The following is a 25,660-nucleotide window of genomic DNA, read 5'->3' as shown; positions in this document are numbered from 1 at the left end:
CCGGCGGCCCGCCTCTGACGGCAGCCCCCGCGAAGATCCCCTCCGGGACCTTTGCGGGGGCTTTCGTACGGAGTGGACCGGTACCGGTCACCCCTCCCCGCACGTCCCATAGGATCCTGGGGTGAGCAGCAGCAACACTCCCCGCGTCAGCGTCGTGGTGATCGCCTACAACGACGCCGCGCTCGTGGGCGAGGCCGTGGCCTCGGCCCTGGCCCAAGGGCCCGTCGTGGGCGAGGTCATCGCGGTCGACGACGCGTCCGGCGACGGCACCGGTAAGGTGCTGGACGAGCTGGCCGCCGTCCATCCACGACTGAAGGTCGTGCACCGCACGCGGAACAGCGGCGGCTGCGGCACGCCCCGCAACGACGGGATCGCGCTCGCGTCCCAGCCGTACGTCCTCTTCCTCGACAGCGACGACGTACTGCCCCCGGGGGCCGCCGAGGCCCTGGTGCGGGGCGCCGAGGAGCACCGCGCGCCCGTCACCGTCGGCGGGTGCGTGCGGCGCGAGCTGCCGCAGGGCCACGACGTGCCCTGGATGCCCGGGCTGCACACCCCCGGCGAGGTCATCGAGCGCCCCGCGGACCGGCCCGACCTGGTCCGCGACACCCTGTGCGTCAACAAGCTCTACGAGCGGTCCTTCCTCGACGAGCACGGGATCCGCTTCCCCGACGGCCGCTTCGTCTACGAGGACTTCGTCTTCACCGCCCGCGTGCTGGCCGCCGCCCCCCGCATCGCGGTCGTCCCCGAGCTGGTCTACGTCTGGCACGTGCGCCGGGCCGCCGCGCGGGTGTCCATCTCGCTGGACCGCAAGGACGTGGGGAACTGGGCGTCGCGCGTCGAGGCCCACCGCGCCGCCGCCGCGGTCCTGACCGCGGCGGACCCGGCCCTCGGCCTCGCCTGCCAGGTCAAGTTCCTGGAGTACGACCTGCGGATGTACCTGCGGGAGCTGGGCACCGACCCCGACTACCGGGCCGCCTGGTGGACCCTGACCCGGGACTACGTCGCCGGATTCGACGGAGCCGCGATCGAGGCGGCCGCGGCCCGGGCCCGCTGGATCGTGCGCGTCCTGCGGGCCGCCCCGGAGCCGCCCGCCGACGTGCGGCGCCTGACCCGCTTCGCCGCCGAGCCGCCCCGGCTGCTGCCGCCGTACGCCCGCGACGGCGACGGCGCCCCGGTGTGGAGCGAGGAGACCCCCGCGGTCCTCGACGGGCTGGCCGAGCTGCCCGTCGCCGAACTCCCCGTGACCGTCGACGCGGAACCGGCCGCCGGCGGGTCGCGTCTTTCCCTCCGTGTCCACGACCTGTACGGGCGCCTCGCCGAGGCGTCGCCCCGCACCGCGCAGCTGTGGTTCGTCCCGCGCGCGGGCGGCGAACCGGTCGTGGTCCCGGCCGCCGAACTGCGCCCCGACGGCGCGGACGGCTGGCGCGCGGAGCTGCCCTTCCGGCTCGCGGCCCTGGCCGCGAGCGGCCGCCGCCGCGGCCTGCGCGGGATCCAGGCGTGGGACGTCCGGGTGAGCGTGGAGTGCGCCGACGGCAGCTCCCTGCTCACCTCCCTGCGCCCCGTGGGCGACCTGCTGCGGCGCCGCGCGCTGCTCAGCGGCCGGTACGGTGTTCTGCTGACGCAGCCCTACCGCACGGCCGCCGGATCGCTCGCGCTGCGGCTCGCACCCGGCGCGGAGGGCGCCGCCACCTTCGTACGCAACCGCCTCGACCGCGCCCGTCCGGGCCGCCGGTCACGCTAGAGCTCGGGAGATACGCATGACGTTTCTGATCACCGGAGGCGCCGGTTACATCGGCGCACACGTCGTCCGCGCGATGCTGCTCGCCGGTGAGCGGGTCGTCGTCCTGGACGACCTGTCCACGGGCAACGCCGACCGCGTCCCGGAGGGCGTTCCCCTGGTGATCGGCTCCGTCCTGGACCGGCTCGTCCTCGACGAGACCTTCCAGCAGTACGACATCACCGGCGTGGTGCACCTGGCGGGCAAGAAGCAGGTCGGCGAGTCCGTCGAGAAGCCGCTGTACTACTACCACGAGAACGTCCAGGGCCTCACGGTCCTGCTGGAGGCCGTCGCCGCCGCCGGGATCCGCAACGTCCTCTTCTCCTCCTCGGCCTCCGTGTACGGCATGCCGGACGTGGACCTGGTCACCGAGGAGACCCCGTGCGCGCCGCTGAGCCCGTACGGCGAGACCAAGCTGGCCGGAGAGTGGCTGGTCCGCGCGGCCGGCAAGGCCCACGGCATCTCCACCGCCTGCCTGCGCTACTTCAACGTGGCGGGCGCGGCCACCCCCGAACTCGCCGACACCGGCGTGTACAACCTGGTCCCGATGGTCTTCGAGCGCTACGACGCCGGTGAGGGCGCCCGGATCTTCGGCGACGACTACGCGACCCCGGACGGCACCTGCATCCGCGACTACATCCACGTCGAGGACCTGGCCGAGGCCCACCTCGCGGCCGCGCGCAAGCTCGCCGAGTGGGCCGCGCGGGGCGAGTACCAGGACCTCACCGTCAACATCGGGCGCGGCGAGGGCGTCTCCGTACGGGAGATGGTCGAGCTGCTGAACGAGAACACCGGGCACGACATCGCGCCCGTCGTCACCCCGCGCCGCCCCGGCGACCCGGCGAAGGTCGTGGCCTCGGCCGAGCGGATCGGGGCGGAGCTGGGCTGGAAGGCCCGCCGCGACGTGCGCGAGATGATCACCTCGGCGTGGGCGGGCTGGGAGGCCAACCGCAAGGGCTGAGCGGGCCCGGCACGCGAAAGGAGCCGCCCGCCCCGGTGCACCGGGGCGGGCGGCTCCTTCGTACGGCGGACCGGTCAGCGCTCCAGGAACGCGAACAGCTTCTCCCACCGGTCGGTGATCTCGGCACTGGAGTAGCGGCGCACGCTGTGGAAGGCGGCGTCGCCCATCCGGTCGCGCAGCTCCTTGTCCGCCATCAACGACCGCAGGTGGCCGGCCAGTTCCATGGTGTTGCCGAGCCGCGCGAGCAGCCCGTCCTCCCCGTGGGTGACGATCGCCCGCACGCCCGGCGCGCAGTCGAAGGCCGCGCAGGGCACGCCCGCCGCCATCGCCTCCAGCAGGGTGATCGGGAACCCCTCGGCCCGGGAGGCCTGGGCGAACACCGATGCCCCGCGCAGGGCGCCCAGCACGTCGTTCGTGCTGCCCATCCACTCGACCGAATCGTCCAGGCCGAGCGAAGTGCAGCGCTCGCGCAGCATGTCCGCGTCGACGCCCGCGCCGTAGATCCGCAGGGTCCAGTCGGGATGCTGCGGGACGGCGTCCGCCCAGGCGTCGAGGAGCAGGTCGACGCCCTTCTCGTCGGCGAGGCGACCCACGCAGGCGACGACCTTCTCGGTGCGCGGAGCGGGGGAGTCCGGCATGAAGGGCAGCGGGTTCGGCATGCTGGAGACGTTCTGCATGCCGGAGCGGATCCAGAGGTCGGCGTCCTCGGGGGTCAGCACCAACAGCCGGTCCACATCCCGGTAGTGGCGCCGGACCCGGGCCGCGCGGGTGGACTTGTGGCTGGCCTCGTAGGACTCGTGGCTCATCCCGATGAGGCTGAGCCCCTTGGTGTCGCTGAGCCCCACCCACTCCATCGCCCAGACCTGGGTGACGATCACGACCGCGCCCGGGCGGGCCGCCCGGAACAGCGCGCTCAGCTGCTCGGCCTTGGCCCGCATCCCGGCCCGGCGGACCGCCTGGCGGCGCCGCTCGGGGGCGTTGAGGCGCCCCTTGATGCCGTGCAGCCGACGGGCCGCGGGCGGGTGGGCGTCGTACAGGGTGGTCGTGGCGTACGGCAGGTCCGCCGGGAACTCCTGGCGGATCTCCTCGGCCACGGGGGCGATGCCGATGACGTGCACCCGGTGGCCGCGGTCGGTGAGGAGCCGGGCCATCTGGTGCGACCAGGTGGTCACCCCGCCCAGCTCGTCCACGCTGTTGGAGACGATGAAGACGTCCCGTCCGTCGGTCGGCGGCGACTCGACGCTCTGCTCGCTCACTTGCCACCCCTGGTGAAGAACTTCTCGACGATCTGGCGGGCCGCGTCCCCGCGGTCGTACTCGCCGAACTCGGCGAGGAAACGGGCGCGGGACTCCGCGTACTTGGCGTCCGCCTCCTCGAAGGCGCCCAGCGCCTGCAGGAGTTCGTCCGCCGTGGCCACGACCGGGCCCGGGGCCTTCTCCTTCAGGTCGAAGTACGTGCCGCGGATGTCCGTCGTGTACTTCTCGTAGTCGTAGGCGAAGAACACCATCGGCCGGTCGAGGACGGCGTAGTCGAACATCACGGACGAGTAGTCCGTGATCAGCCCGTCGGCGAGCTCCAGCAGCGGGGTGATGTCGTGCCTGCGGGACACGTCGATCACCCGGCCCGCCACCGACGGCGGCAGGGAGACGCTGTTGAGGTAGTGCGTGCGCACCAGCAGCGTGAAGCGGTCACCGAGCCGCTCCGCGAACTCCTCGACGTCGAAGGGGAAGGCGAAGCCCTCCACCGCGCCGTCCGCGTTCGCCCGGAAGGTCGGCGCGTACAGCAGCACCTTCTTCGCCGGGTCGATGCCCAGCTCCGCGGCGAGCGGACCGCGCACCCGCTCCCCGCTGTCCGCCTCGGCGCGGTGCGCCGTGACCAGGGCGTCGTTGCGCGGGTAGCCGGTGCGCAGCAGCACCTCGTCGCGCAGCCGGAAGCCCTTGGCGAGGGTGCGGGCGTCGTGCTCGGAGCGGATCAGGAAGTGGTCGAAACGGTCCACGGCCTTCTGGAACTTGGCCTGCCCCGCGCGTCCCTGCGCCTTGGTGCGCGGCTCGTGGAAGCCCATGCGCTTGAGGGCGGAGCCGTGCCAGGTCTGGATGTACGTCGTCCCGGGGCGCTTGGCGAGCGCGAGCGGGAAGCCCTGGTTGTCGATCCAGTACTCGGCCTGGGCCAGCGCCCGCAGGTAGGGCCAGCTCCAGCGCTTGACCAGGGTGGCCTCCTTGGGGAAGCCCGTGGGGCGGGCGCCCGCGTAGGACCACACCGCGTCGAAGGCGACGCCCTGGCGGACCATCTCCTCGTAGATCGCCTTGGGGCTGTCGCTGTACTGCTTGCCCATGTGGCTCTCGAAGACGACCGTGCCCTTCTTGATCGGCAGCTTCGAGAAGACCTCGTGGTAGAGCTTCACCTTCTGCTCGCCGGAACCGATGTTCCGGCGGGCCCGCAGGGCCTTGCGCAGTCCGCGCTTGACCACTCCGGCCGCCTTGCCGTGCATGGCGTTGTTGATCAGGTTCTGGGTGCGGACGGCGGCGGCGCCCTCCGCGGTCAGGACGTAGGAGAGGTTGCCCTTCTTGGTGATCTCCGGCTCGAAGCGGTCGGAGACCAGTCGGGTCAGCCGGGGGCGCACGCGCAGCTTGGTCGCCGATTCCAGGTCGACGTCGCCGACCGAGACCCGGGTGGAGAGGCGGTCGCCGCCGGCCTTCAGCTTGAGCCGGACGTCCCAGACGGCGTCGATGATGCCGAGCGGGCGCACGGTCGAGCCGATGTCGGCCGTCGCGGTCCACTCGATCGTGTCACCGGCGTGGCGCACGGTTGCCACCGGGAAGCGGAAGGACCGCACCCCGATCTGCCGCCGGGCGCGGAACTCCAGCTCGGCGCTCAGCTCCGCGTCGGGCCCGATCCGGCCGAGCGGGTTCACGACGGCGCCCGACATGGTGACCGTGCCGCGGCCGTCGTCCTCGTAGGAGGTGAGCCGGTTGCCCAGGGCCAGCGCGGTCAGCGCGGTGGTGTGGAAGCCCTGGTCGGTGACGTCCAGTATCCGGCGGGCCTCGGCGTCGTCGAGGTGCTCGGCGCACCAGTAGACGCGCCCGTCGCGCTCGGCGAGCGGGGAGGACAGCCGCCCCTTGTTGGTCATGGAGTCGGCGGCCGAGAGCAGGTTCTCCCAGTCCTCCTGGCCGAGCAGGTACGCGCAGATCGCCTGGAGCGCGGTGACGTGCTCGTAGGCGACCGGGTCGATGCCCGCCAGGTAGCCGTTGGCCAGGCGGGCGAACTCCTGGCGGTAGTCGTCGTCCAGCAGCCGCAGGTCACGCAGGTGCAGCACGAGGTCGTGCTTGAGGAACTTGGCGTCCTTGGCGGACTTGATCTGGTCGTGGCCCTTGCTGGCGAGCAGCTCGTCGACGCGGCGGTGGATCTCCATCCGGTGGACGAAGTTCGCGATCTCGTGGCGCCGGTTGCTGATCGACTTGTCGGCGGCCTTCTCGACCACGTTCCAGAAGTAGACCTGGTTGGGGATCAGCGTGATCCGGCTGGCCGCGACGTAGGCCTGGGCCGAGAAGAGCAGGTCCTCGTAGTGGATCCCGACCGGGAACTCCAGCCCCTGTTCCAGCAGGAACGCGCGGCGGTAGCACTTGTTCGTCGAGAGGGTGTCGTAGACCAGCAGGTCCGGGTACTCGGTGATCGACTCCAGCGTCCGCGTGCGGGAGTAGATCCAGGGGTACCACTCGGTCGTCTTGCCGAACCGGTTGTCCAGGTGGACCCGGACGCACATGCCGGCGACCAGGTCGGAACCGGTCCGCTCGGCGGCGTCGAGCATGTTGCGGCAGGCATTGCGCTCCAGCACGTCGTCGCTGTCCAGGAACATGACGTAGGTGCCGGTGGCCTGCTGGATGCCGTGATTGCGCGGTGCGCCGCAGCCGCCGCTGTTCTCGGGCAGCCGGAAGGCGCGGACCCGGCCCGGATGGGCCGCTTCCAGCTCCTGGGCGATCGCGAAGGACCGGTCCTTGCTGCAGTCGTCGACGATCACGACTTCGACTCCGGCCAGAGTCTGGTCCAGAACCGACCGCACCGCTGTCGGCAGACGCTCTGCGTCGTTGTAGACGATGACGACCACGGAGACGTCAGGCACGTGCACCTCGATCTTGTTGTTCCTTCCGCCCCCGGACTCCGTCCGGAGGGACCCCCACCAGTTCAAAGCTACCGTGTACCGCACTCACCTCAGGCAGGCCGCCCGACGGCGTGCATACTTCTAAGGAAGAGGTGAGCGTCGGGTCCGGCCGCTGACAATCACCCGTTCGGACCCAGCAGGAAGTGTTCATGACGAAGCTGTCCGTAGTAGTCCCCTGCTACAACGAAGAAGCGGTCATCGACAGCTTCGACACCGAGATCCGCAGGGTCCTCGACGCGCTCCCCGTCGACTACGAGGTCTGCTACGTCGACGACGGCAGCCGCGACGGCACGCTGGAGAAGCTCCGCAAGATCGCCGCCGAGTACGGCGACCAGACCCGGTACGTCTCCTTCAGCCGCAACTTCGGCAAGGAGGCCGGCATGCTCGCCGGCCTGCGCGAGACCACCGGCGACGCCGTCGTGATCATGGACGCGGACCTCCAGCACCCGCCGGACCTGATCGCGACCATGCTCGACTACTACCGGCAGGGCCACGACCAGATCATCGCCCGGCGCACCCGCGAGGGCGACAAGAAGCTGCGCAGCGCCCTGAGCCGGCTCTACTACCGCGGGATCAACCGCTGGGTCGACGTGGAGCTGGCCGACGGGGTGGGCGACTTCCGCCTGCTGTCCCGCCCGGCCGTGGACGCGCTGCTCTCGCTGCCCGAGTACAACCGCTTCTCCAAGGGCCTCTTCTCCTGGATCGGCTTCGACACCGTCCACTTCGACTACCGCAACGCGCAGCGCGAGGCGGGGGAGACGAAGTGGAAGCTCGGGTCCCTGCTGAACTACGGCATGGACGGCCTGATCTCCTTCAACAACCGGCCGCTGCGGATCGGCATCTGGGCGGGCGTGTCGCTTGTCGCGCTCACCGTCGTGTACGCCCTGTGGATCATCGCCATGGCGTTGACGGACGGTATCGATTCGCCCGGTTACGTCACGATCGTCGCCCTCATCGTCGGCATCGGCGGCGTCCAGATGATCATGCTGGGCCTGATCGGCGAGTACATCGGGCGCATCTACTACGAGACCAAGCGCCGCCCGCACTTCCTGGTCAAGGAATCGCACGGGGTCACCGTCGAACCGCCCCGCTCGTCCCTCACGCCCACGCCCACGCCCACGCCCGCGCCGCAGGCGGCGGGCCCCACCGCTACGGCCACCGCCGCCACGACCCGGGCCGCGACCGCCACGGAGCAGGACGCCCGATGAAGAGCCAGCTCGGCCAGATACTCCGCTTCGGCCTCGTCGGCGGGGTGAACACCGGCACCTTCTTCGTGCTGTACCTGCTGCTGCACCCGTACATGCCGTACTTCGCCGCCTACACGCTGGCCTTCGTGCTGGCGATGGTCGGCTCGTTCTTCATGAACACCTACTTCACCTACCGGACCAAGCCCACCTGGAAGAAGTTCCTGCTCTTCCCGCTGACGAACATCACCAACTACGTGATCCAGTCGGTCGGCCTGCTCCTCCTGGTGGACTGGGCGGGCATGAACGAGAAGATCGCGCCGCTGGTCGCCGCCGTCATCGCCATCCCCTTCACCTACGTGATCTCGCGGCGCATCCTGATCCCCGGAACGGACACCGCATCGGCCGCCGACCCCGCCGGGTCCGAGCCGCAGCGGTCCTCGACCTCCTCCGCGTCCACGGTCTGAAACCGGCGGGCACGGGCGGGAGGCCACCCCGTAGATTGAGGCCCGTACATCGGGCGAGGGTCAAGGGGACAAGCGTGTCATCGGCAAGGCAGGGCGTGGCCGACGCCCGCAGGATCGTCGTCAAGGTCGGCTCCTCCTCGCTCACCACCGCGGCGGGCGGGCTGGACGCCGACCGGGTGGACGCCCTGGTCGACGTACTGGCCAAGGCCCGCAGCGGCGGCGAGAAGGAGATCGTCCTGGTCTCCAGCGGCGCCATCGCCGCCGGCCTCTCCCCGCTCGGACTGCGCCGCCGCCCCAAGGACCTGGCCCGCCAGCAGGCCGCCGCCAGCGTCGGCCAGGGCCTGCTCGTCGCCCGCTACACCGCCTCCTTCGCGCGCTACGGCGTGCGCGTCGGCCAGGTGCTGCTGACCACCGACGACACCAGCCGCCGCGCGCACTACCGCAACGCCTACCGCACCCTGGACCAGCTGCTCGCGATGGGCGCCCTGCCCGTCGTCAACGAGAACGACACCGTCGCCACCGACGAGATCCGCTTCGGCGACAACGACCGGCTGGCCGCCCTCGTCGCGCACCTGGTCCGCGCCGACCTCCTGATCCTCCTCTCCGACGTCGACGGGCTCTACGACGGCGACCCGGCCCGCCCCGGCACCACCCGCATCGACCAGGTGCGCGGCGCCGAGGACATCGCCCACGTCACCATCGGCAGCGCGGGCAAGGCGGGCGTGGGCACGGGCGGCATGGTCACCAAGGTCGAGGCCGCGCGGATCGCCGCCGCCGCCGGCATCCCGGTGGTCCTGACCTCCGCCAGCCAGGCCGCCGACGCCCTCGCGGGCGGCGCGACCGGCACCCACTTCCACGCCACGGGCCGCCGCTCCACCGGCCGGCTCCTGTGGCTCCAGCACGCCTCCGCCCCGCAGGGCCACCTGCTCCTGGACGACGGAGCGGTCCGCGCCGTGACCGAACGCGGCAGCTCCCTGCTGCCCGCGGGCATCGCGTCGGTCGGCGGCGACTTCATCGCGGGGGACCCGGTCGAGCTGCGGGACGCGCGGGGGCGCGCCTTCGCCCGCGGGCTGGTGAACTTCGACGCGAAGGAACTCCCGCTGCTGCTGGGCCGCTCCACGAAGGAACTGGCGCGCGAGCTGGGCCCGGAGTACGAGCGCGAGGTCGTACACAGGGACGACCTGGTACTCCTCCAGGACTGAGCCCGCAGGGCCGATGTTGGGCAAAACCGCCGCGCGGTCGGTCGGGGACTGGTCAACTGTGAGGGGCGGACACGAGGAGCGCGCAGACAGGAGGCGGCTGGTGAGACGAGCGCTGACCAGCGTCGGCTCGGGAGACTGCGACGGAGCGGGTTCCGATCGCGGTGACGAGGACGACTCCCGGCTGTGGCACATCACCCTCAGCGTCTCCGGCAAGCCGGTCCCGCTGTCCGAGGTCCGGCGCGGGCTGGAACAGCTGGCCCATGACCACCCCTTCCTGCTGACCAGCCGGTACGCCGACGACCACGCGGAGATCCGGTACTGGGAGGAGGCCCGCGACCTGCACGACGCGGCCGCCGTCGCCCTACGGCTGTGGGGCGAGCACCGCTCCTCCGCGAGGCTCCCCGCCTGGGAGATCGTCGGCCTGGAGGTCATCGACCGCGCGACCTACCACCAACGCGTAGCCGAAGGCTACGGCCCCCCACCGGCCCACCCGGTAGGCGTCCACCCGTACTAACCGTTCCGCCCGTGCCCTCAACCGCCGGGCGGGCTGGGGTCGCCTCCGGCGGGCCCTCAATCGCCGGGCGGGCTGGATCTGGCCTCCGGCGGGCCCTCAAGTGCCGGGCGGGCTGGATGTGGCCTCCGGCGGGTCCTCAATCGCCGGGCGGGCTGGGGTCGCCTCCGGCGGGCCCTCAATCGCCGGGCGGGCTGGATGTGGCCTCCGGCGGGTCCTCAAGGGCCGGGCGGGCTGGGTGGTGCCTCGGGCGGGTCCTCAAGGGCCGGGCAGGCTGGATGTGGCGGGTCGACGGCCGGGCTGGGTGGATTCAGCCTCGCCGGCGTTTGAGGCGCGGGTCCGGGCGGAGCCCGGTTTCGGGGAGGGGAACGGCCCCCGCGGAGCCACCGTCTCGCGGGGTGGAACTCCGGCCGACGGCCACCCCCCGGGTACTACCCTGCACGCATGACCTCGCAGAACGACGCCCCCCGCCCCACCGCGGCCGAATCCGTCACGGCCACAGCCACCCGCGCGAAGACGGCCGCCGCCACCCTCGCCCCCCTCCCGCGGTCCGCCAAGGACACCGCGCTGCTGGCGATCGCGGACGCGCTGGAGGCCCGTACGGCCGAGATCATCGAGGCCAACGCCGTCGACACCGCGAAGGCCACCGCCGCCGGCACCAGCGAGACCGTCATCGACCGCCTCACCCTCACGGCGGAGCGGATCCACGCCATCGCCGCCGACGTCCGGGACGTCGCGGCACTGCCCGACCCGGTCGGCGAGGTCGTCCGCGGCTCGACCCTCCCCAACGGCATCGACCTGCGCCAGGTCCGCGTCCCGCTCGGCGTCGTCGGCATCATCTACGAGGCCCGCCCCAACGTCACCGTCGACGCCGCCGCCCTCTGCCTGAAGTCCGGCAACGCGGTGCTCCTGCGCGGCAGCTCCTCCGCCTACGCCTCCAACACCGCCCTCGTCGGCATCCTCCGGGACGCGGTCGAGAGCGCGGGGCTGCCCGCGGACGCGGTCCAGCTGGTGCCCGGCGAGAGCCGCGACTCCGTCCGCGAGCTGATGCGCGCCCGCGGCCTCGTCGACGTCCTCATCCCGCGCGGCGGCGCCTCCCTGATCAAGACGGTCGTCGAGGAGTCCATCGTCCCCGTCATCGAGACCGGCACCGGCAACTGCCACGTCTACGTCGACGCACAGGCCGACCTGGCCATGGCGGTGAACATCCTCGTCAACTCCAAGGCGCAGCGGCCCTCCGTCTGCAACTCCGCCGAGACCCTGCTGGTCCACCGCGACATCGCCCACGCCTTCCTCCCGCTGGCGCTGGACGCCCTCGCGGACGCCGGGGTGACCGTGCACGGCGACGCCGAGGTGCTCTCGTACGCCGAGGAGTCCAAGGTGACCGCGCTGGCCGCCACCGACGAGGACTGGGCCGCCGAGTACCTGTCCTACGACATCGCCGCCGGCGTCGTGGACTCCCTGGACGACGCCGTCGCCCACATCCGGCGCTGGACCTCCGGTCACACCGAGGCCATCGTCACCACCTCGCAGGCCGCCGCACGCCGTTTCACCCAGCTGGTCGACTCGACCACGGTCGCCGTGAACGCCTCCACCAGGTTCACCGACGGTGGTCAGTTCGGCTTCGGCGCGGAGATCGGCATCTCCACCCAGAAGCTGCACGCCCGGGGCCCGATGGGGCTCCCGGAGCTGACGTCGACCAAGTACATCGTCACCGGCGACGGTCACGTACGGTAGTCGACCCCCGTACCCCGCGTGGCCGGAATTCGGTAGATGCCCTGCCCAAAGCCGCCCCCCAGGTCTAGGCTGGCGATGTGCCGGACGACGTGGGGGGCAAACCGTTCCCGGACGACGGGGAGCCCGACGACGACCGCGGAGGCGCGGAGTACGACTTCGCCTCCGTGGTGTTCGACGAGGACTTCGTCCGGAACGCCGAGATCCATGAACCGAGCGCCCTGGAGCGCCAACGGGCGGCCGACCACGCCCGCGCCGACGCGGAGGCCCGCGCCGCCGCCGTCGCGGGCGGCTGGGCCACCGACGACGACTCCTTCGAGGGCCACGAGGGCCATCCGTACGGCTACGGACCCGACGGCTACGGCCTCGACGACTCCGGGCGCGAGTACGGCTACGGATACGGCTACGGCCCGTACGGAGCCTACGGAGGCTCCCTGCGCCCCTACCGCGGCCGCTCCCGGTGGCTGCGGCCCGTCGCCTGGGTGCTCGCCGTCGTGATGGGCGTCGGCATGGTCACGCTCGCCTTCAGCGCCGTCTACCGCGGCGCGGCGAGCGACCCCGACCCGGCCCCGCGCCCCGCTCCGGCGCCCGCCAGCACCCCATTGGCGGAAGTCACCGGGTCCGGCGAGTTTACGCACCCCGTCGTTCGCCAACCCTGAAGGTACGACCCCTCTCTCGCGCGTCCGGAATCCGGCGCGCTTCCGGGTAGGGGGCTTCTCTGAAGCGGGGACAGCGGGGAGAAGCAATGGCCGTGCCAGGAGATCCACCCGACGGCACCCCCGACGGCATCGGCGGGGGCGAGGACGAATTCCGGCCGGACGAGTACCGGTCGGTGGTGTTCGACGAGGACTTCGTCCGGGCTGCCCGGCTCCAGGAGTTCTCCGCGGAAGAGCGCATGGGCGAGCACGCCAGGGCCGTGCGCAGCCGCTCCATGTGGTCCTCCGGCGCGCCCCGGCCGGTCAACGGTGCCCCGGGCCGCGCCGCCCGCCAGGGGCTGCTGCTGGTGCTGCTGATCGCCATGGCCTTCGGCGTCGCCGTCTACCTGGGCCTGAGCAACCCCTACGTGCCCCCGCCCCCGGGACGCGCCCAGCCGCTCACCGCCACGGTCGTCCCGCTGGCCCCCACCACCACCGTGCCCGGCGGCAAGCCGGCCGACCTGTACGCCAAGAGCCCGGCCGCCGAATACCGGGTGGGAGCGGCCGGCATCACCCTGCCCGCGGTGCGCCGCACCCAGCACTTCAGCGAGGCCCAGGTGCTGACCGCGGTGGCCACCGCCAAGGACTACCTCGTCCAGTCCTCGCTCGACCCCGACGTGCTCGGCGGCACCGCCTCCCGGCCGGTACGGGTGTTGTTGGACCCGGACCTGCTGGCCCAGTTCGACCGCAGCATGACCAACCCCACCGGGGACGGGCAGCACGCGGCCACCGGCTGGCTCGTCCGCTTCGACGCGGGCACCGCCGTACTGGCCGACTCCCGGGTGCGCGTGAGCGGCACGCTGGGCTTCGAGGAGGTCGCTCCGGACGTCCTGGAGGTCACCTCCGACCACACCTTCGTCTACACCGTCCGCGGGGCCGTCGCCGGACCCGGGCTCGACAACGCCTCGCTCTTCACCGTCCGGCGCGAGCTGCGCATGCGCTTCGACCGCGAGGACCTGGTGGCCCACCGGGTGGAGCTGCTGTCGGCCTACGTGAGCGCCGGGCCGCAGGACTGCGCGGCCGACCCGGCCACGGGCTTCCGGCCGCTGCTCGCCGGCGCGGCCGCGACCACGGTGGGCCCGGCCGCGACCGACCCCTACGCCAGTGGCCGCCCGCGCCGGACCTCCGGCCTGTGCGGGGTGCTGGCCCCGCCGCCGACGGACGCCCCCGCGCCGGCCCCGGCCGACCCGGGACCCGCGCCGGAGCCCGCCACGGTCGACCCCGTGGCGCCGGTCAGCCCGCTTCCGTAGCGCCGCCCTTGCCGTCGGCGGTCGGCTCGTCCGAAGGGCCCGAAGAGCCCGAAGAGCCCGGAGTGCTCGGGGTCGGGCTGCCGGTGAACTTGTCGCGCAGCTTGCCGCCGAGGTCGCCCGCGCCGCCCGCGATGTCGCCGACGAGCTTCATCAGCGGGTCCTTGCTGGTGCGCACCGCGTCGGCGTAGTGCGCGGCGGACTGGCGGAAGGAGTCGGTCACCGAGGTGTCCTTGTCCTCCTCGCGGCGCGGGTAGTGACCGGCCATGATCCGCTGGAAGTCGCGGCTCTCGGCCCACTTCTTCAGCTCCGCGGCCCGCACGGTGGTGAAGGGGTGCGTCCGCGGCAGCACGTTGAGGATCTTCAGGACCGAGTCGCGCAGGTCGCCGCCGGCGTCGTACTCCTCGGCCTGGGCGAGGAAGGCGTCCACGTTCATCTCGTGCAGGTGGTTGCCGCCCGCGATCTTCATGAGACCACGCATCGAGGCCTGGACGTCCTGTCCGACCAGCAGGCCGGCCCGGTCCGCCGACAGCTCGGACTTGCGGAACCACTCCCGCAGCGCCGTGACGATCGCCATGATCGCGACATTGCCCAGCGGGATCCACGCGACCTTCAGCGCCAGGTTCGTCAGGAACAGCAGGATCGTGCGGTAGACGGAGTGCCCCGACAGCGCGTGGCCCACCTCGTGGCCCACGACCGCCCGCATCTCCTCCTCGTCCAGCAGCTCCACCAGGGCCGTGGTGACGACGATGATCGGCTCGTCCAGCCCGATGCACATGGCATTGGGCTTCGGGTCCTGCTGGACGTACATCTGCGGGACCTTCTCCAGGTCCAGGACGTAACAGGCGTCCAGCAACATCGCGTGCAGGTGCGGGAACTGGGTCTCGCCCACCCGCACCGAGTCGGACAGGAACAGCAGCCGCAGGCTCCGCTCCGGAAGCAGCCCGCTGAGGGCCTTGAAGACGGTGTCGAAGCCGCTCAGCTTGCGCAGGGCCACGAGGGCCGAGCGGTCCGCCGGGTGCTCGTACGTCCGTGACGAGATGCCGGGGAACCTCCTGCGGTCCCGGGCCGGTGCCTTCTCGAATGTCGTGCCGTCCGTCATCGCGCTCCCCCTCGATCCACCTGCCGCACCGTGCGTCCATCCTCTCAACGCCTGAGTCGGCGTGAGCGTGCCCCGGGCCCCCGCATACGATGTGAGGGAAGTCTCCGCCCGCTCCCCGACTCGATAGGTAACCAGCCTGATGAGCCTCCAGTCCACCGCCCACGACCTGGTCCTCCTCGCCTCCGAGGGCGCCGGTGAGCACGCGGGCAACCACGAAAGCCTCAACCCCTACCTGACCGGCGGCGGCGCCTTCGTCCTGCTGCTGCTCATGCTCTGGGTGACCACCCGCCTGAACCGCGACCGCTAGGCCGGAACGCGGGACGCGGGGTCCCGCGCGGGCCCGTCGCTCAGGTGCTCGAATGCGGGTCATGGTCGCGGCACCGGGCCAGTAGGCTCTGCGCTCATGGGAGAGCAGGAAATGCCTACCGGCCCGGTCAAGCGCCGGCTCGGGGTGATGGGCGGGACATTCGACCCGATCCACCACGGACACCTGGTGGCCGCCAGTGAGGTGGCCGCCCTTTTCCACCTCGACGAGGTGATCTTCGTACCGACGGGTGAACCGTGGCAGAAGTCGCACGGGGCGGTCTCGGCGGCCGAGGACCGTTATCTGATGACGGTCATCGCCACGGCGTCGAACCCGCAGTTCTCGGTGAGCCGCATCGACATCGACCGCGGCGGCCCGACCTACACCATCGACACCCTGCGGGACCTGCGCGCGCGCAACGACGACGCGGACCTGTTCTTCATCACGGGCGCCGACGCCCTCGCGCAGATCCTGACCTGGCGCGACGCCGAGGAGCTGTTCGCCCTCGCCCACTTCATCGGCGTGACCCGTCCGGGGCACGTGCTCACCGACGACGGCCTGCCCAAGGGCGGGGTCTCGCTGGTCGAGGTCCCCGCGCTGGCCATCTCGTCCACGGACTGCCGTGCGAGGGTGGTCCAGGGCGATCCCGTCTGGTACTTGGTGCCGGACGGTGTCGTGCGCTATATCGACAAGCGTGAGCTGTACCGGGGAGCCTGAGCTTCCGCTTCCGCAGAGAGGGGCCCCGCGGTGAACGACCGACAGGAGCCGTACGACCCGTACGCCGCCCAGGAGCAGCAACTCCTCGGCTATGACGCGTACGGGCAGCCGGTGTACGGCCCGGTGCCCGCTCAGCAGCCCGCGTACGACCAGCAGCAGTACCAGCAGCCGGTCCAGCAGTACGACTACCAGGGCTACGACCAGCAGCAACAGCAACAACAGCAACAGCAACAACAGCAGTACTACTACCAGCAGCAACAGCAGCCCCAGGCGCAGCAGCAGGCGCAGCAGACCCAGCAGTGGATCCCGCAGCAGGGCTCCCCGGAGCAGCCGCAGGCCCCCGAGCCGGCGGCCGCGCCCGCGTCCGCGCAGGTACCCGAGCCGCGGCGGGCCGAGGCCGAGGCCGACGGCTACCACACGGCGCAGTTCGCCTTCATCGACCAGCCGGACGAGGAGTCCGAGGACGTCATCGACTGGCTCAAGTTCACCGAGAGCCGGACCGAGCGCCGCGAGGAGGCCCGCCGCCGGGGCAAGAACCGGGTGGTCGCGCTGATCGTCGTACTCGCCCTGTTCGTCGTCGGCGGCCTCGGCTACCTCTGGTACGCGGACAAGCTGCCCTTCCTCGACGGGCCGCAGAAGGCGAAGGGCGCCGCCGGCGCCGCCACCGGGCCGCAGAAGCGCGACATGATCGTCGTCCACCTGCACAACACCAAGCGGGGCGGCACCTCCACGGCCCTGCTCGTCGACAACGTCACCACCAAACAGGGCGCCACCGTCCTGCTCCCCAACACCCTCACCGTGCCCAAGGAGGACGGCACCTCCACGGCCCTGTCCAAGTCCGTGGAGGAGGACGGTCTCGGCGGTACCCGCGAGGCCCTCGACACCATGCTCGGCACCCGCATCGGCGGCACCTGGCGCCTCGACACCCCCTTCCTGGAACGACTCGTCGAGCTGGTCAGCGGCATCGAGGTGGACACGGACGTCGCCGTCCCCGCCGACGACAAGGCCAAGACCCCCGCCGTCGCCCAGGGCCAGAAGCAGAGCCTGAGCGGCCCCATGGCCGTCGCCTACGCCACCTACCAGGCGCAGGGCGAACCGGAGGCCAAGCAGCTGGAGCGCTTCGGCAAGGTCCTCTACGGCGTGCTGCGCAAGATGCCCGGCGACCCCGCGGCGGCCACGGTCACGGTGGAGACGCTCGCCCAGATCCTGGACCCCTCGCTGAACGAGAAGGCCCTCGGCAGCTCGCTGGCCAAGCTCGCCGAGCACGCCAAGGTCGGCGACTACCGCACCGACGTGCTCCCGGTGAAGGCCGACGGGGCCCTGACCGAGGACGCCAACAAGAAGGTCATCAAGGAGGTCCTCGGCGGCACCCTGACGGCCCCGAAGCCCGGCGCGGCCCTGCGGGTGGGCCTGCGGGACGCCACCGGCACCGAGAAGACGCAGCTCGCGGCCAAGGCGGCGCTGCTCAACGGCGGCTACGGCTTCGTGGACGGCGGGAAGGCCGCGGCGACCCAGAGCACCTCGCAGATCACCTACCAGGACGACGCGCAGCGGGCCAAGGCGGTCGACGTGGCCAAGACGCTGGGACTGCCGGAAACGGTGGTCAAGAAGGCCGAGAACGCGGTGAACGCGGACGTCGTCGTCACCCTGGGCAAGGACTACAAGGCGCCCTGAGCGTCCTCGATCACCTCGGGGACACCCCCTCTGACCAGCATTTCCGCCCGCGCCACGGCTTTGGCGCGGGCGGTGTCGGCGGTACATGAGACCCTTGTAAGGATCTGCCCGCCGACCCGAAAGCATGGCCAGTGACCGCCACGGACCGCTCCATCGAGCTCATCACCGCCGCCGCCCAGGCCGCGGCCGACCGGCTCGCGCACGACATCATCGCGTACGACGTCAGCGATGTGCTGTCGATCACCGACGCCTTCCTCCTCGCTTCGGCGCCCAACGACCGCCAGGTCAAGTCGATCGTCGACGAGATCGAGGAGAAGCTCCAGAAGGAGCTGGGCGCCAAGCCGGTGCGCCGCGAGGGCGACCGCGACGCCCGCTGGATCCTGCTCGACTACATCGACATCGTCGTCCACGTGCAGCACAGCGAGGAGCGCGTCTTCTACGCGCTGGAGCGCCTGTGGAAGGACTGCCCCGAGATCGACCTGCCCGAGGACGCCAAGCTCACCAAGGGCAAGGCCGAGGAGCACGCCGCCCTCCGTGCCGAGCAGGGCGACGACGAACTGGACGGTGATCTGTTCTGAGCGCGATCGACACTGGCGCGGGCGCCAGCAGCAGCAGCAGCACCAGCACCACCACCAGCACCGGCAGTGACGGCGGCGGCAGCGAGAAGAGCGCCGGCCGCAAGATCGTCCTGTGGCGTCACGGCCAGACCGCCTGGAACCTGGAGCGCCGCTTCCAGGGCTCCACGGACATCGAGCTGACCGAGGCGGGGGTGGCGCAGGCGCGCCGCGCCGCCCGGCTGCTCGCCTCGCTGAAGCCGGAGGCCATCGTCGCCTCCGACCTCAAGCGGGCCGCCGCGACCGCCGCCGAGCTGGCCGCGGTCACGGGCCTGTCCGTCGAGCACGACGAAGCGCTGCGCGAGACGTACGCGGGCGAATGGCAGGGCCTGACCCACGAGGAGATCCTCGGGAAGTACGGCGAGCAGTACGCGGCGTGGAAGCGCGGCGAGCCCGTCCGACGGGGCGGTGGCGAGCTGGAGACCGAGGTCGCCGACCGTTCGGCTCCCGTGGTGCTCGGGCACGTGGACCGGCTCTCCGAGGGCGGCACGCTGGTCGTGGTCAGCCACGGCGGAACCATCCGCACCACCATCGGCCGGCTGCTCGGCCTGGAGTCGCACTACTGGGAGGGCCTCGGCGGGCTCTCCAACTGCTGCTGGTCCGTGCTCGGTGAGGGCGCGCGGGGCTGGCGGCTGCTGGAGCACAACGCCGGCACGCTGCCGGAACCGGTGCTCGGCGACGACGTCTGACGACGTCCCGACGGCCCTCCGGCCCGGATTTCACTTTCCGGCGGGTCGCAGGCTAGAGTTCTTCTTGTTCGCAGCGCAGAACACCGGAGACGGGGGGAGCGCGGCGGAGAGCGGGGCTATAGCTCAGTTGGTAGAGCGCCTGCATGGCATGCAGGAGGTCTGGAGTTCAATTCTCCATAGCTCCACAATCAGGATCCCGTCCCCAACAGGGGGCGGGATCCTTGCTTTTGTCCAGGCTGCCCCGCCCGTCACCGGCATGACAGAATCGGACGGCCGGAGGGGAGATGGCGGCCCCTGGCGGGAGGGAGTCGCTGACGGATGGGTGCACACCGGCGCCGGTGCGACTGGTGCAACAACGGCACGCCGATCGTGCGGGACATGGACCCGGTCAATCCCGACTACCAGTACTGGTGCGAGGAATGCGCGCGGGCGCTGATCATAAAAGGCGACCCGATCGAGACGTACCGGGAACTCGAGGGGGAGCCGATCTACGGCCGACTGCTCGACGAGCACTGCACGCTCAAGCGGTTCTACCAGTTCGCCAGGGCGTGACCCGGGGCCCCGATCGCGGTCCCCGGAACACGGCCCCGGAAGGTGCCCCGGACCCGGCCCCGGCCGGCCGGACCGGACGGCTCCGAAGCCTGGTGGAAACCGATTTTTGGACCAGGGCCATCACCGTGTAATGTTTGGGACGTCGCCAAGGGAAACCGCGAGGAACACCGAGGCGGCGGGCAGTACGCAAGGGGCTATAGCTCAGTTGGTAGAGCGCCTGCATGGCATGCAGGAGGTCTGGAGTTCAATTCTCCATAGCTCCACAGTGAAGAAGAGCGGGCCACCCGGATCGGGTGGCCCGCTCTTCGTTGTGCCCGCGCCGCCCTTCGCCGCGTCCGCGCCGCTCCCCGTCGTGTCCGCGCCGCGGTACGGCCGAGCGGGCGTCGGGGCCCCTGCGGTACCCTGGCGCCATGCGTGCCGTACGCCTCCTGCTTACCGAGCCGCGCTGATCAGCGCCGACCGCGAGACGGTCGGCACCGGCGCGGCGCCCCCTCCTGTGCGAGGGGTTTTTTCGTTTGGTCAGGCAGAGACGGCAGAGACGATCGATGGAGCTTCAGGAATCATGAGCGAGACGAACACCACGGCCCCCGAGGCGGTCGAGACGCACCGCTACACGGCTGCCATGGCCGCCGACATCGAGGCACGCTGGCAGGACGTATGGGACGCGGAGGGGACCTACGAGGCCCCCAACCCGACGGGTGACCTGGCCGGGGACGCGGCCGTGGTCGCGCGCCCCAAGAAGTTCATCATGGACATGTTCCCGTACCCCTCCGGCGCGGGCCTGCACGTCGGCCACCCGCTGGGGTACATCGCGACCGACGTCTTCGCCCGCTACCAGCGGATGACCGGCCACAACGTCCTGCACACCCTGGGCTTCGACGCCTTCGGCCTGCCGGCCGAGCAGTACGCCGTGCAGACCGGCACGCACCCGCGCGTGTCCACCGAGGCGAACATCGAGAACATGAAGGTCCAGCTGCGCCGCCTGGGCCTGGGGCACGACAAGCGCCGGTCCTTCGCGACGATCGACCCGGACTACTACAAGTGGACCCAGTGGATCTTCCTGCAGATCTACAACTCCTGGTACGACACCGAGGCGAACAAGGCCCGCCCGGTCGCCGAGCTGATCGCCGCCTTCGAGGACGGCTCCCGTGAGGTCCCGGGAGGCCGCTCCTGGGCCGCGCTGACCGCCGGCGAGCGCGCCGACGTACTGAACGAGTACCGGCTGGCGTACGCCTCGGACGCGCCCGTGAACTGGTGCCCGGGCCTGGGCACCGTGCTGGCCAACGAGGAGGTCACCGCCGACGGCCGCTCGGAGCGCGGCAACTTCCCCGTCTTCAAGGCCCGGCTGAGCCAGTGGAACATGCGGATCACCGCCTACGCGGACCGCCTGCTGGACGACCTGGACGCGCTGGACTGGCCCGAGGCCATCAAGCTGCAGCAGCGCAACTGGATCGGGCGCAGCGAGGGCGCGCGGGTCGACTTCGCCGTCGGCGACGACGCGATCACCGTCTTCACCACCCGCCCCGACACCCTGTTCGGCGCCACGTACATGGTCCTGGCGCCCGAGCACGAGCTGGTCGAGAAGATCACCCCGGCCGCCTGGCCCGAGGGCACGCACGACGTCTGGACCGGCGGGCACGCCACTCCGGCCGACGCCGTCGCCGCCTACCGCAAGCAGGCCGCCTCCAAGTCGGACGTCGAGCGTCAGGCCGACGCCAAGGTGAAGACCGGCGTTTTCACCGGTGCGTACGCGGTCAACCCGGTCAGCGGCGAGCAGGTCCCCGTCTTCATCGCCGACTACGTCCTGATGGGCTACGGCACCGGCGCGATCATGGCCGTCCCGGCGCACGACACCCGTGACTTCGCCTTCGCGCGCGCCTTCGAGCTGCCGATGCGCTGCGTGGTGCAGCCCTCCGACGGCCGTGGCACGGACCCGGCGGAGTGGGACGACGCGTTCGCCTCCTACGACGCCGCCCTGGTGAACTCGACCGGCGAGGGCCTGTCCCTGGACGGCCTGGGCGTCGTCGACGCCAAGGCGAAGATCACCGACTGGCTGACCGAGCGCGGCATCGGCGAGGGCACGATCAACTTCCGGCTGCGCGACTGGCTGTTCAGCCGCCAGCGCTACTGGGGCGAGCCCTTCCCGATCGTCTACGACGAGGACGGCGTCGCACACGCGCTGCCCGAGTCGATGCTGCCGCTGGAACTGCCCGAGGTCGAGGACTACTCCCCGCGCACCTTCGAGGCGGACGACGCCACCAGCAAGCCGGAGACCCCGCTGTCGCGCAAGGCGGACTGGGTCGACGTCGAGCTGGACCTGGGCCGGGGCGACGGCGTGCGGCGCTACCGCCGCGAGACCAACACCATGCCGAACTGGGCCGGTTCCTGCTGGTACGAGCTGCGCTACCTGGACCCGAACAACTCCGAGGAGCTGGTCGACCCGACCGTCGAGCAGTACTGGATGGGTCCGCGCGAGGGCCAGCCGCACGGCGGCGTCGACCTGTACGTGGGCGGCGCCGAGCACGCGGTGCTGCACCTGCTGTACGCGCGCTTCTGGTCGAAGGTGCTGTTCGACCTGGGCCACGTGTCCTCGGTCGAGCCGTTCCACAAGCTGTACAACCAGGGCATGATCCAGGCGTACGTCTACCGTGACGCGCGCGGCTTCCCGGTCTCCGCGACGGAGGTCGAGGAGCGCGACGGCAAGTTCTTCTTCGAGGGCGAGCCGGTCAAGCGCGAGCTGGGCAAGATGGGCAAGTCCCTGAAGAACGCGGTCACCCCGGACGAGATCTGCGAGGAGTACGGCGCGGACACGCTGCGCCTGTACGAGATGGCGATGGGCCCGCTGGACGTCTCGCGCCCGTGGGACACGCGCGCCGTCGTCGGCCAGTACCGGCTGCTGCAGCGCCTGTGGCGCAACATCGTGGACGAGGACTCGGGCGCGGTGACCGTCGTCGACGCCGAGCCGGCCGAGGACACGCTGCGCGTGCTGCACAAGGCGATCGACGGGGCGGGCGCCGACCTGGCCGGGCTGCGGTTCAACACGGCGATCGCGAAGATCACCGAGCTGAACAACGCCCTGACCAAGGCCGGCCGGCCGCTGGAGCGCTCGGTGGCCGAGCGGCTGGTGCTGCTGGTCGCGCCGCTGGCCCCGCACATCGCGGAGGAGCTGTGGCACCGGCTGGGCCACGCCGACTCGGTGGTCCACCATGACTTCCCCGTCGCGGACCCGGCGTACGTCGTCGACGAGAGCGTGACCTGCGTGGTGCAGGTCAAGGGCAAGGTCAAGGCCCGTCTGGAGGTGCCGCCGACGATCTCGGACGCGGACCTGGAGCAGCTGGCGGTGACCGACCCGGGCGTGGTCGAGGCGCTGGGCGGGGCCGAGATCCGCAAGGTCATCGTGCGCGCGCCGAAGCTGGTGAACATCGTCATCTGAGGCGACTTGACCCTGGTGTAGGGGTCATCCCGTACGGGCAGGTTGGGGGTTCGATTGGAACCCCTGGCCTGCCCGCGGCGTTTACGGTGGGAGGGCGAGGAAAGCCGTTCGTTCGTTCCAGGGAAAGGGAACCTCATGGAGGCCGCGTTGATCATCATGGCCCTGATGGTGCTGTTCACCTTCTTGGGACTGGGTGTGTGGGTCACCGTGAAGGTCGTCGGGGCGGCGAAGCGCGGCGTCGACCGCACGATCACGCAGGCGCGCCGGACCGTCGAGGACACCAGCCTGAAGGCCCGCAGCTTCGGACAGGTCGGGGTGGTCGGGGCGCTCGCCCAGATACGGCTGGACCTGCGGATGTCGATGCGCTCCACGCAGCAGGCGCTGTACCAAGGCGTGCAGACGGACGCCTCGCTGCGGGAATCGATCGGCCTCTTCGAGCGGCTGAGCGCCCATGGGCACGAGCTGGACGACGAGCTGAAGCGGTTGGAGCAGGAGCCGGACAAGAAGCGGATCGCCGACCGCCTGCCGGAGCTGCGGGAGCGTGCCGATCGCGTCGTCCAGGCCTCGGACTCGCTGCGCTGGGCCGCGCGCGACCGGGCCCGCAAGTTCGCCGAGGACGACCTGAGCGTGCTGTCCGCGCAGATCGAGGTCGAGTCGGGGGCGCTGCGGGACTGGTCCCGCGAGTCGGTGGACGACCTGGCGGGATGGCCGCCCGAGCCGACCACGCCGGACCGGGGACAAACCCCGCCGGCCGCCCTACCGAAGCCCCCGCCGCGGACCTCCTACCCATGGGAAAAGACGGCCCGCCCCGAAACGACCACCTGAGCGGCCGCTGCCGGCCCGGGGCCGTGCGACCCCGCCTCCGGCGGCGCCTCAAACGCCGGCGAGGCTGAATTCCCCCGGAACGACCACCTGAGCGGATGCTGCCGGCCGGGGGCCGTGCCACCCCGCCTCCGGCGGCGCCTCAAACGCCGGCGAGGCTGAATTCCCCCCGGAACCACCTCGGCCAGCGCGCGACCTCCCGGCGTCCCGGCCACAATCAGCCCGCCCGGCGTTTGAGGGCCCGCCGGAGGCACGTGCTACGGCGCTGGGCGGGTCTCTCGGTCGGCGTCGGCCTGGTCGTTGTTCGGGGACCGGCGGTGGGCGGCGTCCGGCCACATTGCCTGCCTGGCGTTTGAGGGCCTGCCGGAGCGATCGTGCTACGGCGCTGGGCGGGTCTCTCGGTCGGCGTCGGCCTGGTCGTTGTTCGGGGACCGGCGGTGGGCGGCGTCCGGCCGCATCAGCCTGCCCGGCGTTTGAGGGCCCGCCGGAGGCAACCGAGCCAACGGCGGTCGGCGCCTCGGTCAGGGTCCGCCTGGCCGGCGCCCAGGGGCCTCCTGGCGGCACTCCGGCGCCGCGGGGCTACCTCGGGCGAGAGCCAGCCCGCCCGGCGTTTGAGGGCGTGCCGCAGGAGCCTGCGTCACGGTGGGCGGCGCCCCGGCCAAAGTGAGCCCGCCCGGCGATTGAGGGCCCGCCGGAGGCTCCGGGGCGCCCCGGGCAGTGGCTCGGCTCGACACCTCGGGTGCGCGCCCGGGGCCCGGCCGCTCGGCGGCGGCCGGTTTCGGCGCGGCGCCGGGCGGGCAGATCCCGCTGGGCGCCCACCGCCCCGCAACCCCGACCGGCCAGGTCACCCGCCGGACCGGGCTGCCGGACTCCGCCCGCTGCCGGTACCCTCCGGCTCATGTCCCGCCATGTCGCGATCATCACCGATTCCACGGCCTACCTGCCCCCACAGGCGATGGCGCGGCACGGAATCACCGCCGTACCCCTGACCGTGGTCCTCGGTGACGAGGCCCTCGAAGAGGGCACGGAAATCTCCGCCCGCAGCCTCGCCGCGGCCCTCCAGAAGCGCCGCCCGGTCACCACCTCCCGGCCCAGCCCGGAGGAGTTCGTCAGGGCGTACCAGGCGGCGGCCGACGCCGGTGCGAGCGGCATCGTCAGCCTGCACCTCTCCGCCGAGTTCTCCGGAACCTACGACGCCGCCGTGGTCGCGGCACGGACCGCCCCCGTGCCCGTCCGCGTGGTCGACACCGGCATGGTCGCCATGGCCCTCGGCTTCTGCGCCCTCGCCGCAGCCGAGGTCGCCGACGCCTCCGGCTCCCTCGACGAGACGGTGGCCGCGGCCGAGAAGCGCGCGGCGGGCATGTCCGCGTACTTCTACGTCGACACCCTCGACTACCTGCGCCGCGGCGGCCGCATCGGCGCGGCCCAGGCCCTGCTGGGTTCGGCGCTCGCCGTCAAACCGCTGCTCACGCTGGAGGGCGGCCGCATCGAGATGCTGGAGAAGGTGCGTACGGCGTCCAAGGCCATCGCCCGTCTGGAAGAACTGGCGGTGGAACGCGCCGGATCGGGTGCCGTGGACGTGGCCGTGCACCATCTCGCGGCCCCGGAGCGCGCCCAGAAACTGGCGGAACGTCTCCGCGAGCGCATTCCGGGCCTGGTGGAACTGCACGTCAGCGAGGTCGGTGCGGTGATCGGGGCGCACACCGGGCCGGGGCTGCTGGCGGCGGTCGTCTCGCCGCGCTGACGTCCCTCACAAGAGTGGTGGAGTTATCCACAACGGAGTTTCTGTCCACCGGAATTGGTGCCTCCGAACGGGACG

Annotated in this window: 21 protein-coding genes and 2 tRNA genes; 20 read left to right on the top strand and 3 right to left on the bottom strand. The window is 71.6% G+C overall.

The window, feature by feature from the left end; all coding sequences use genetic code 11:
• Positions 1-121 precede the first annotated feature (121 nt).
• Together ACZ4UB_RS30225 and galE are read left to right on the top strand one after the other, a co-directional pair.
• Positions 122-1,741: a glycosyltransferase family 2 protein gene (locus tag ACZ4UB_RS30225; RefSeq protein WP_468075001.1), complete on the top strand. Its 1,620-nt coding sequence runs from the start codon at positions 122-124 to the stop codon at positions 1,739-1,741.
• A gap of 16 nt (positions 1,742-1,757) precedes the next feature.
• Complete coding sequence (gene galE, locus ACZ4UB_RS30220; RefSeq protein WP_468074999.1) at positions 1,758-2,738, top strand: UDP-glucose 4-epimerase GalE; 981 nt, start codon at positions 1,758-1,760, stop codon at positions 2,736-2,738.
• Between the two features lie 74 nt (positions 2,739-2,812).
• On the opposite strand, the gene ACZ4UB_RS30215 is transcribed toward galE, so the two are convergent.
• Complete coding sequence (locus tag ACZ4UB_RS30215; RefSeq protein WP_468074997.1) at positions 2,813-3,994, bottom strand: glycosyltransferase; 1,182 nt, start codon at positions 3,992-3,994, stop codon at positions 2,813-2,815.
• Entirely contained in the window at positions 3,991-6,861 is a 2,871-nt protein-coding gene (locus ACZ4UB_RS30210) for a bifunctional glycosyltransferase/CDP-glycerol:glycerophosphate glycerophosphotransferase (protein WP_468074995.1), read from the bottom strand. Before ACZ4UB_RS30210 ends, ACZ4UB_RS30215 begins: the two co-directional genes overlap by 4 nt.
• 182 nt (positions 6,862-7,043) lie before the next feature.
• Between ACZ4UB_RS30210 and ACZ4UB_RS30205 the strand changes: the two genes are divergently transcribed.
• From ACZ4UB_RS30205 to ACZ4UB_RS30175, 7 genes are all read left to right on the top strand, one after another.
• Positions 7,044-8,102 carry a glycosyltransferase family 2 protein gene (locus ACZ4UB_RS30205; protein WP_468074993.1) on the top strand — a complete coding sequence of 353 codons (1,059 nt, stop codon included), beginning with the start codon at positions 7,044-7,046 and terminating at the stop codon, positions 8,100-8,102.
• Positions 8,099-8,545 carry a GtrA family protein gene (locus tag ACZ4UB_RS30200; RefSeq protein WP_468074991.1) on the top strand — a complete coding sequence of 149 codons (447 nt, stop codon included), beginning with the start codon at positions 8,099-8,101 and terminating at the stop codon, positions 8,543-8,545. The genes ACZ4UB_RS30205 and ACZ4UB_RS30200 overlap by 4 nt, the downstream gene beginning before the upstream one ends.
• A gap of 74 nt (positions 8,546-8,619) precedes the next feature.
• On the top strand, positions 8,620-9,747 hold the full coding sequence (gene proB / locus ACZ4UB_RS30195) for a glutamate 5-kinase (protein ID WP_468074989.1): 1,128 nt from the start codon (positions 8,620-8,622) through the stop codon (positions 9,745-9,747).
• A gap of 100 nt (positions 9,748-9,847) precedes the next feature.
• Positions 9,848-10,261, top strand: coding sequence for a hypothetical protein (locus ACZ4UB_RS30190; RefSeq protein WP_468074987.1), 414 nt, complete (start codon positions 9,848-9,850; stop codon positions 10,259-10,261).
• 441 nt (positions 10,262-10,702) lie between these two features.
• Positions 10,703-11,995 (top strand): glutamate-5-semialdehyde dehydrogenase, encoded by a 1,293-nt coding sequence (locus ACZ4UB_RS30185; protein ID WP_354380226.1) that lies wholly within the window; start codon positions 10,703-10,705, stop codon positions 11,993-11,995.
• A 77-nt stretch (positions 11,996-12,072) separates the two neighbouring features.
• A complete protein-coding gene (locus ACZ4UB_RS30180) occupies positions 12,073-12,651 on the top strand; it encodes an SCO2584 family spore wall biosynthesis protein (protein WP_468074984.1) in 579 nt (192 codons plus the stop codon).
• A gap of 86 nt (positions 12,652-12,737) precedes the next feature.
• On the top strand, positions 12,738-13,937 hold the full coding sequence (locus ACZ4UB_RS30175; protein ID WP_354380224.1) for an SCO2583 family membrane protein: 1,200 nt from the start codon (positions 12,738-12,740) through the stop codon (positions 13,935-13,937).
• On the opposite strand, the gene ACZ4UB_RS30170 is transcribed toward ACZ4UB_RS30175, so the two are convergent.
• Positions 13,921-15,036 carry a M48 family metallopeptidase gene (locus tag ACZ4UB_RS30170; protein ID WP_468074982.1) on the bottom strand — a complete coding sequence of 372 codons (1,116 nt, stop codon included), beginning with the start codon at positions 15,034-15,036 and terminating at the stop codon, positions 13,921-13,923. The genes ACZ4UB_RS30175 and ACZ4UB_RS30170 overlap by 17 nt on opposite strands.
• Before the next feature lie 139 nt (positions 15,037-15,175).
• On the opposite strand from ACZ4UB_RS30170, the gene ACZ4UB_RS30165 reads away from it, so the two are divergent.
• The 11 genes from ACZ4UB_RS30165 (at position 15,176) to ACZ4UB_RS30115 (ending at position 25,585) form a co-directional block, all read left to right on the top strand.
• On the top strand, positions 15,176-15,343 hold the full coding sequence (locus ACZ4UB_RS30165) for a hypothetical protein (protein WP_354380222.1): 168 nt from the start codon (positions 15,176-15,178) through the stop codon (positions 15,341-15,343).
• A 96-nt stretch (positions 15,344-15,439) separates the two neighbouring features.
• Entirely contained in the window at positions 15,440-16,057 is a 618-nt protein-coding gene (gene nadD / locus ACZ4UB_RS30160; RefSeq protein WP_468074980.1) for a nicotinate-nucleotide adenylyltransferase, read from the top strand.
• 30 nt (positions 16,058-16,087) lie between these two features.
• The gene (locus ACZ4UB_RS30155; RefSeq protein WP_468074978.1) at positions 16,088-17,731 is read left to right on the top strand and encodes an LCP family protein; all 1,644 of its coding nucleotides are present in this window, start codon (positions 16,088-16,090) and stop codon (positions 17,729-17,731) included.
• Positions 17,732-17,862: 131 nt separating this feature from the next.
• Positions 17,863-18,309 carry a ribosome silencing factor gene (gene rsfS, locus ACZ4UB_RS30150; protein ID WP_354380219.1) on the top strand — a complete coding sequence of 149 codons (447 nt, stop codon included), beginning with the start codon at positions 17,863-17,865 and terminating at the stop codon, positions 18,307-18,309.
• A 104-nt stretch (positions 18,310-18,413) separates the two neighbouring features.
• Positions 18,414-19,034 carry a histidine phosphatase family protein gene (locus ACZ4UB_RS30145; RefSeq protein WP_468075055.1) on the top strand — a complete coding sequence of 207 codons (621 nt, stop codon included), beginning with the start codon at positions 18,414-18,416 and terminating at the stop codon, positions 19,032-19,034.
• Positions 19,035-19,146: 112 nt separating this feature from the next.
• Positions 19,147-19,219: transfer RNA gene (locus ACZ4UB_RS30140), tRNA-Ala, on the top strand.
• A 133-nt stretch (positions 19,220-19,352) separates the two neighbouring features.
• A complete protein-coding gene (locus ACZ4UB_RS30135; protein ID WP_008738908.1) occupies positions 19,353-19,586 on the top strand; it encodes a hypothetical protein in 234 nt (77 codons plus the stop codon).
• A gap of 190 nt (positions 19,587-19,776) precedes the next feature.
• Positions 19,777-19,849, top strand: a tRNA-Ala gene (locus ACZ4UB_RS30130).
• 299 nt (positions 19,850-20,148) lie between these two features.
• Positions 20,149-23,019, top strand: coding sequence for a leucine--tRNA ligase (gene leuS, locus ACZ4UB_RS30125; protein ID WP_468074976.1), 2,871 nt, complete (start codon positions 20,149-20,151; stop codon positions 23,017-23,019).
• A gap of 135 nt (positions 23,020-23,154) precedes the next feature.
• Positions 23,155-23,844 carry a hypothetical protein gene (locus ACZ4UB_RS30120; RefSeq protein ID WP_468074974.1) on the top strand — a complete coding sequence of 230 codons (690 nt, stop codon included), beginning with the start codon at positions 23,155-23,157 and terminating at the stop codon, positions 23,842-23,844.
• Positions 23,845-24,739: 895 nt separating this feature from the next.
• Positions 24,740-25,585, top strand: coding sequence for a DegV family protein (locus ACZ4UB_RS30115; RefSeq protein WP_468074972.1), 846 nt, complete (start codon positions 24,740-24,742; stop codon positions 25,583-25,585).
• Positions 25,586-25,660: the final 75 nt, after the last annotated feature.

Source organism: Streptomyces sp. NPDC028419 (genome assembly GCF_055565515.1).
Note: the sequence above shows the minus strand (reverse complement) of the source record. Positions and strands in the feature narration are given on the sequence as shown.

What these genes read in the sequence shown, in the direction of transcription:
- galE (WP_468074999.1), top strand. Translation starts at nt 1,758, where the DNA reads ATGACGTTTCTGATCACCGGAGGCGCCGGTTACATCGGCGCACACGTC.
- ACZ4UB_RS30205 (WP_468074993.1), top strand. Translation starts at nt 7,044, where the DNA reads ATGACGAAGCTGTCCGTAGTAGTCCCCTGCTACAACGAAGAAGCGGTC.
- ACZ4UB_RS30200 (WP_468074991.1), top strand. Translation starts at nt 8,099, where the DNA reads ATGAAGAGCCAGCTCGGCCAGATACTCCGCTTCGGCCTCGTCGGCGGG.
- ACZ4UB_RS30185 (WP_354380226.1), top strand. Translation starts at nt 10,703, where the DNA reads ATGACCTCGCAGAACGACGCCCCCCGCCCCACCGCGGCCGAATCCGTC.
- ACZ4UB_RS30175 (WP_354380224.1), top strand. Translation starts at nt 12,738, where the DNA reads ATGGCCGTGCCAGGAGATCCACCCGACGGCACCCCCGACGGCATCGGC.
- ACZ4UB_RS30170 (WP_468074982.1), bottom strand. Translation starts at nt 15,036, where the DNA reads ATGACGGACGGCACGACATTCGAGAAGGCACCGGCCCGGGACCGCAGG.
- ACZ4UB_RS30165 (WP_354380222.1), top strand. Translation starts at nt 15,176, where the DNA reads ATGAGCCTCCAGTCCACCGCCCACGACCTGGTCCTCCTCGCCTCCGAG.
- nadD (WP_468074980.1), top strand. Translation starts at nt 15,440, where the DNA reads ATGGGAGAGCAGGAAATGCCTACCGGCCCGGTCAAGCGCCGGCTCGGG.
- ACZ4UB_RS30135 (WP_008738908.1), top strand. Translation starts at nt 19,353, where the DNA reads ATGGGTGCACACCGGCGCCGGTGCGACTGGTGCAACAACGGCACGCCG.
- leuS (WP_468074976.1), top strand. Translation starts at nt 20,149, where the DNA reads ATGAGCGAGACGAACACCACGGCCCCCGAGGCGGTCGAGACGCACCGC.
- ACZ4UB_RS30120 (WP_468074974.1), top strand. Translation starts at nt 23,155, where the DNA reads ATGGAGGCCGCGTTGATCATCATGGCCCTGATGGTGCTGTTCACCTTC.
- ACZ4UB_RS30115 (WP_468074972.1), top strand. Translation starts at nt 24,740, where the DNA reads ATGTCCCGCCATGTCGCGATCATCACCGATTCCACGGCCTACCTGCCC.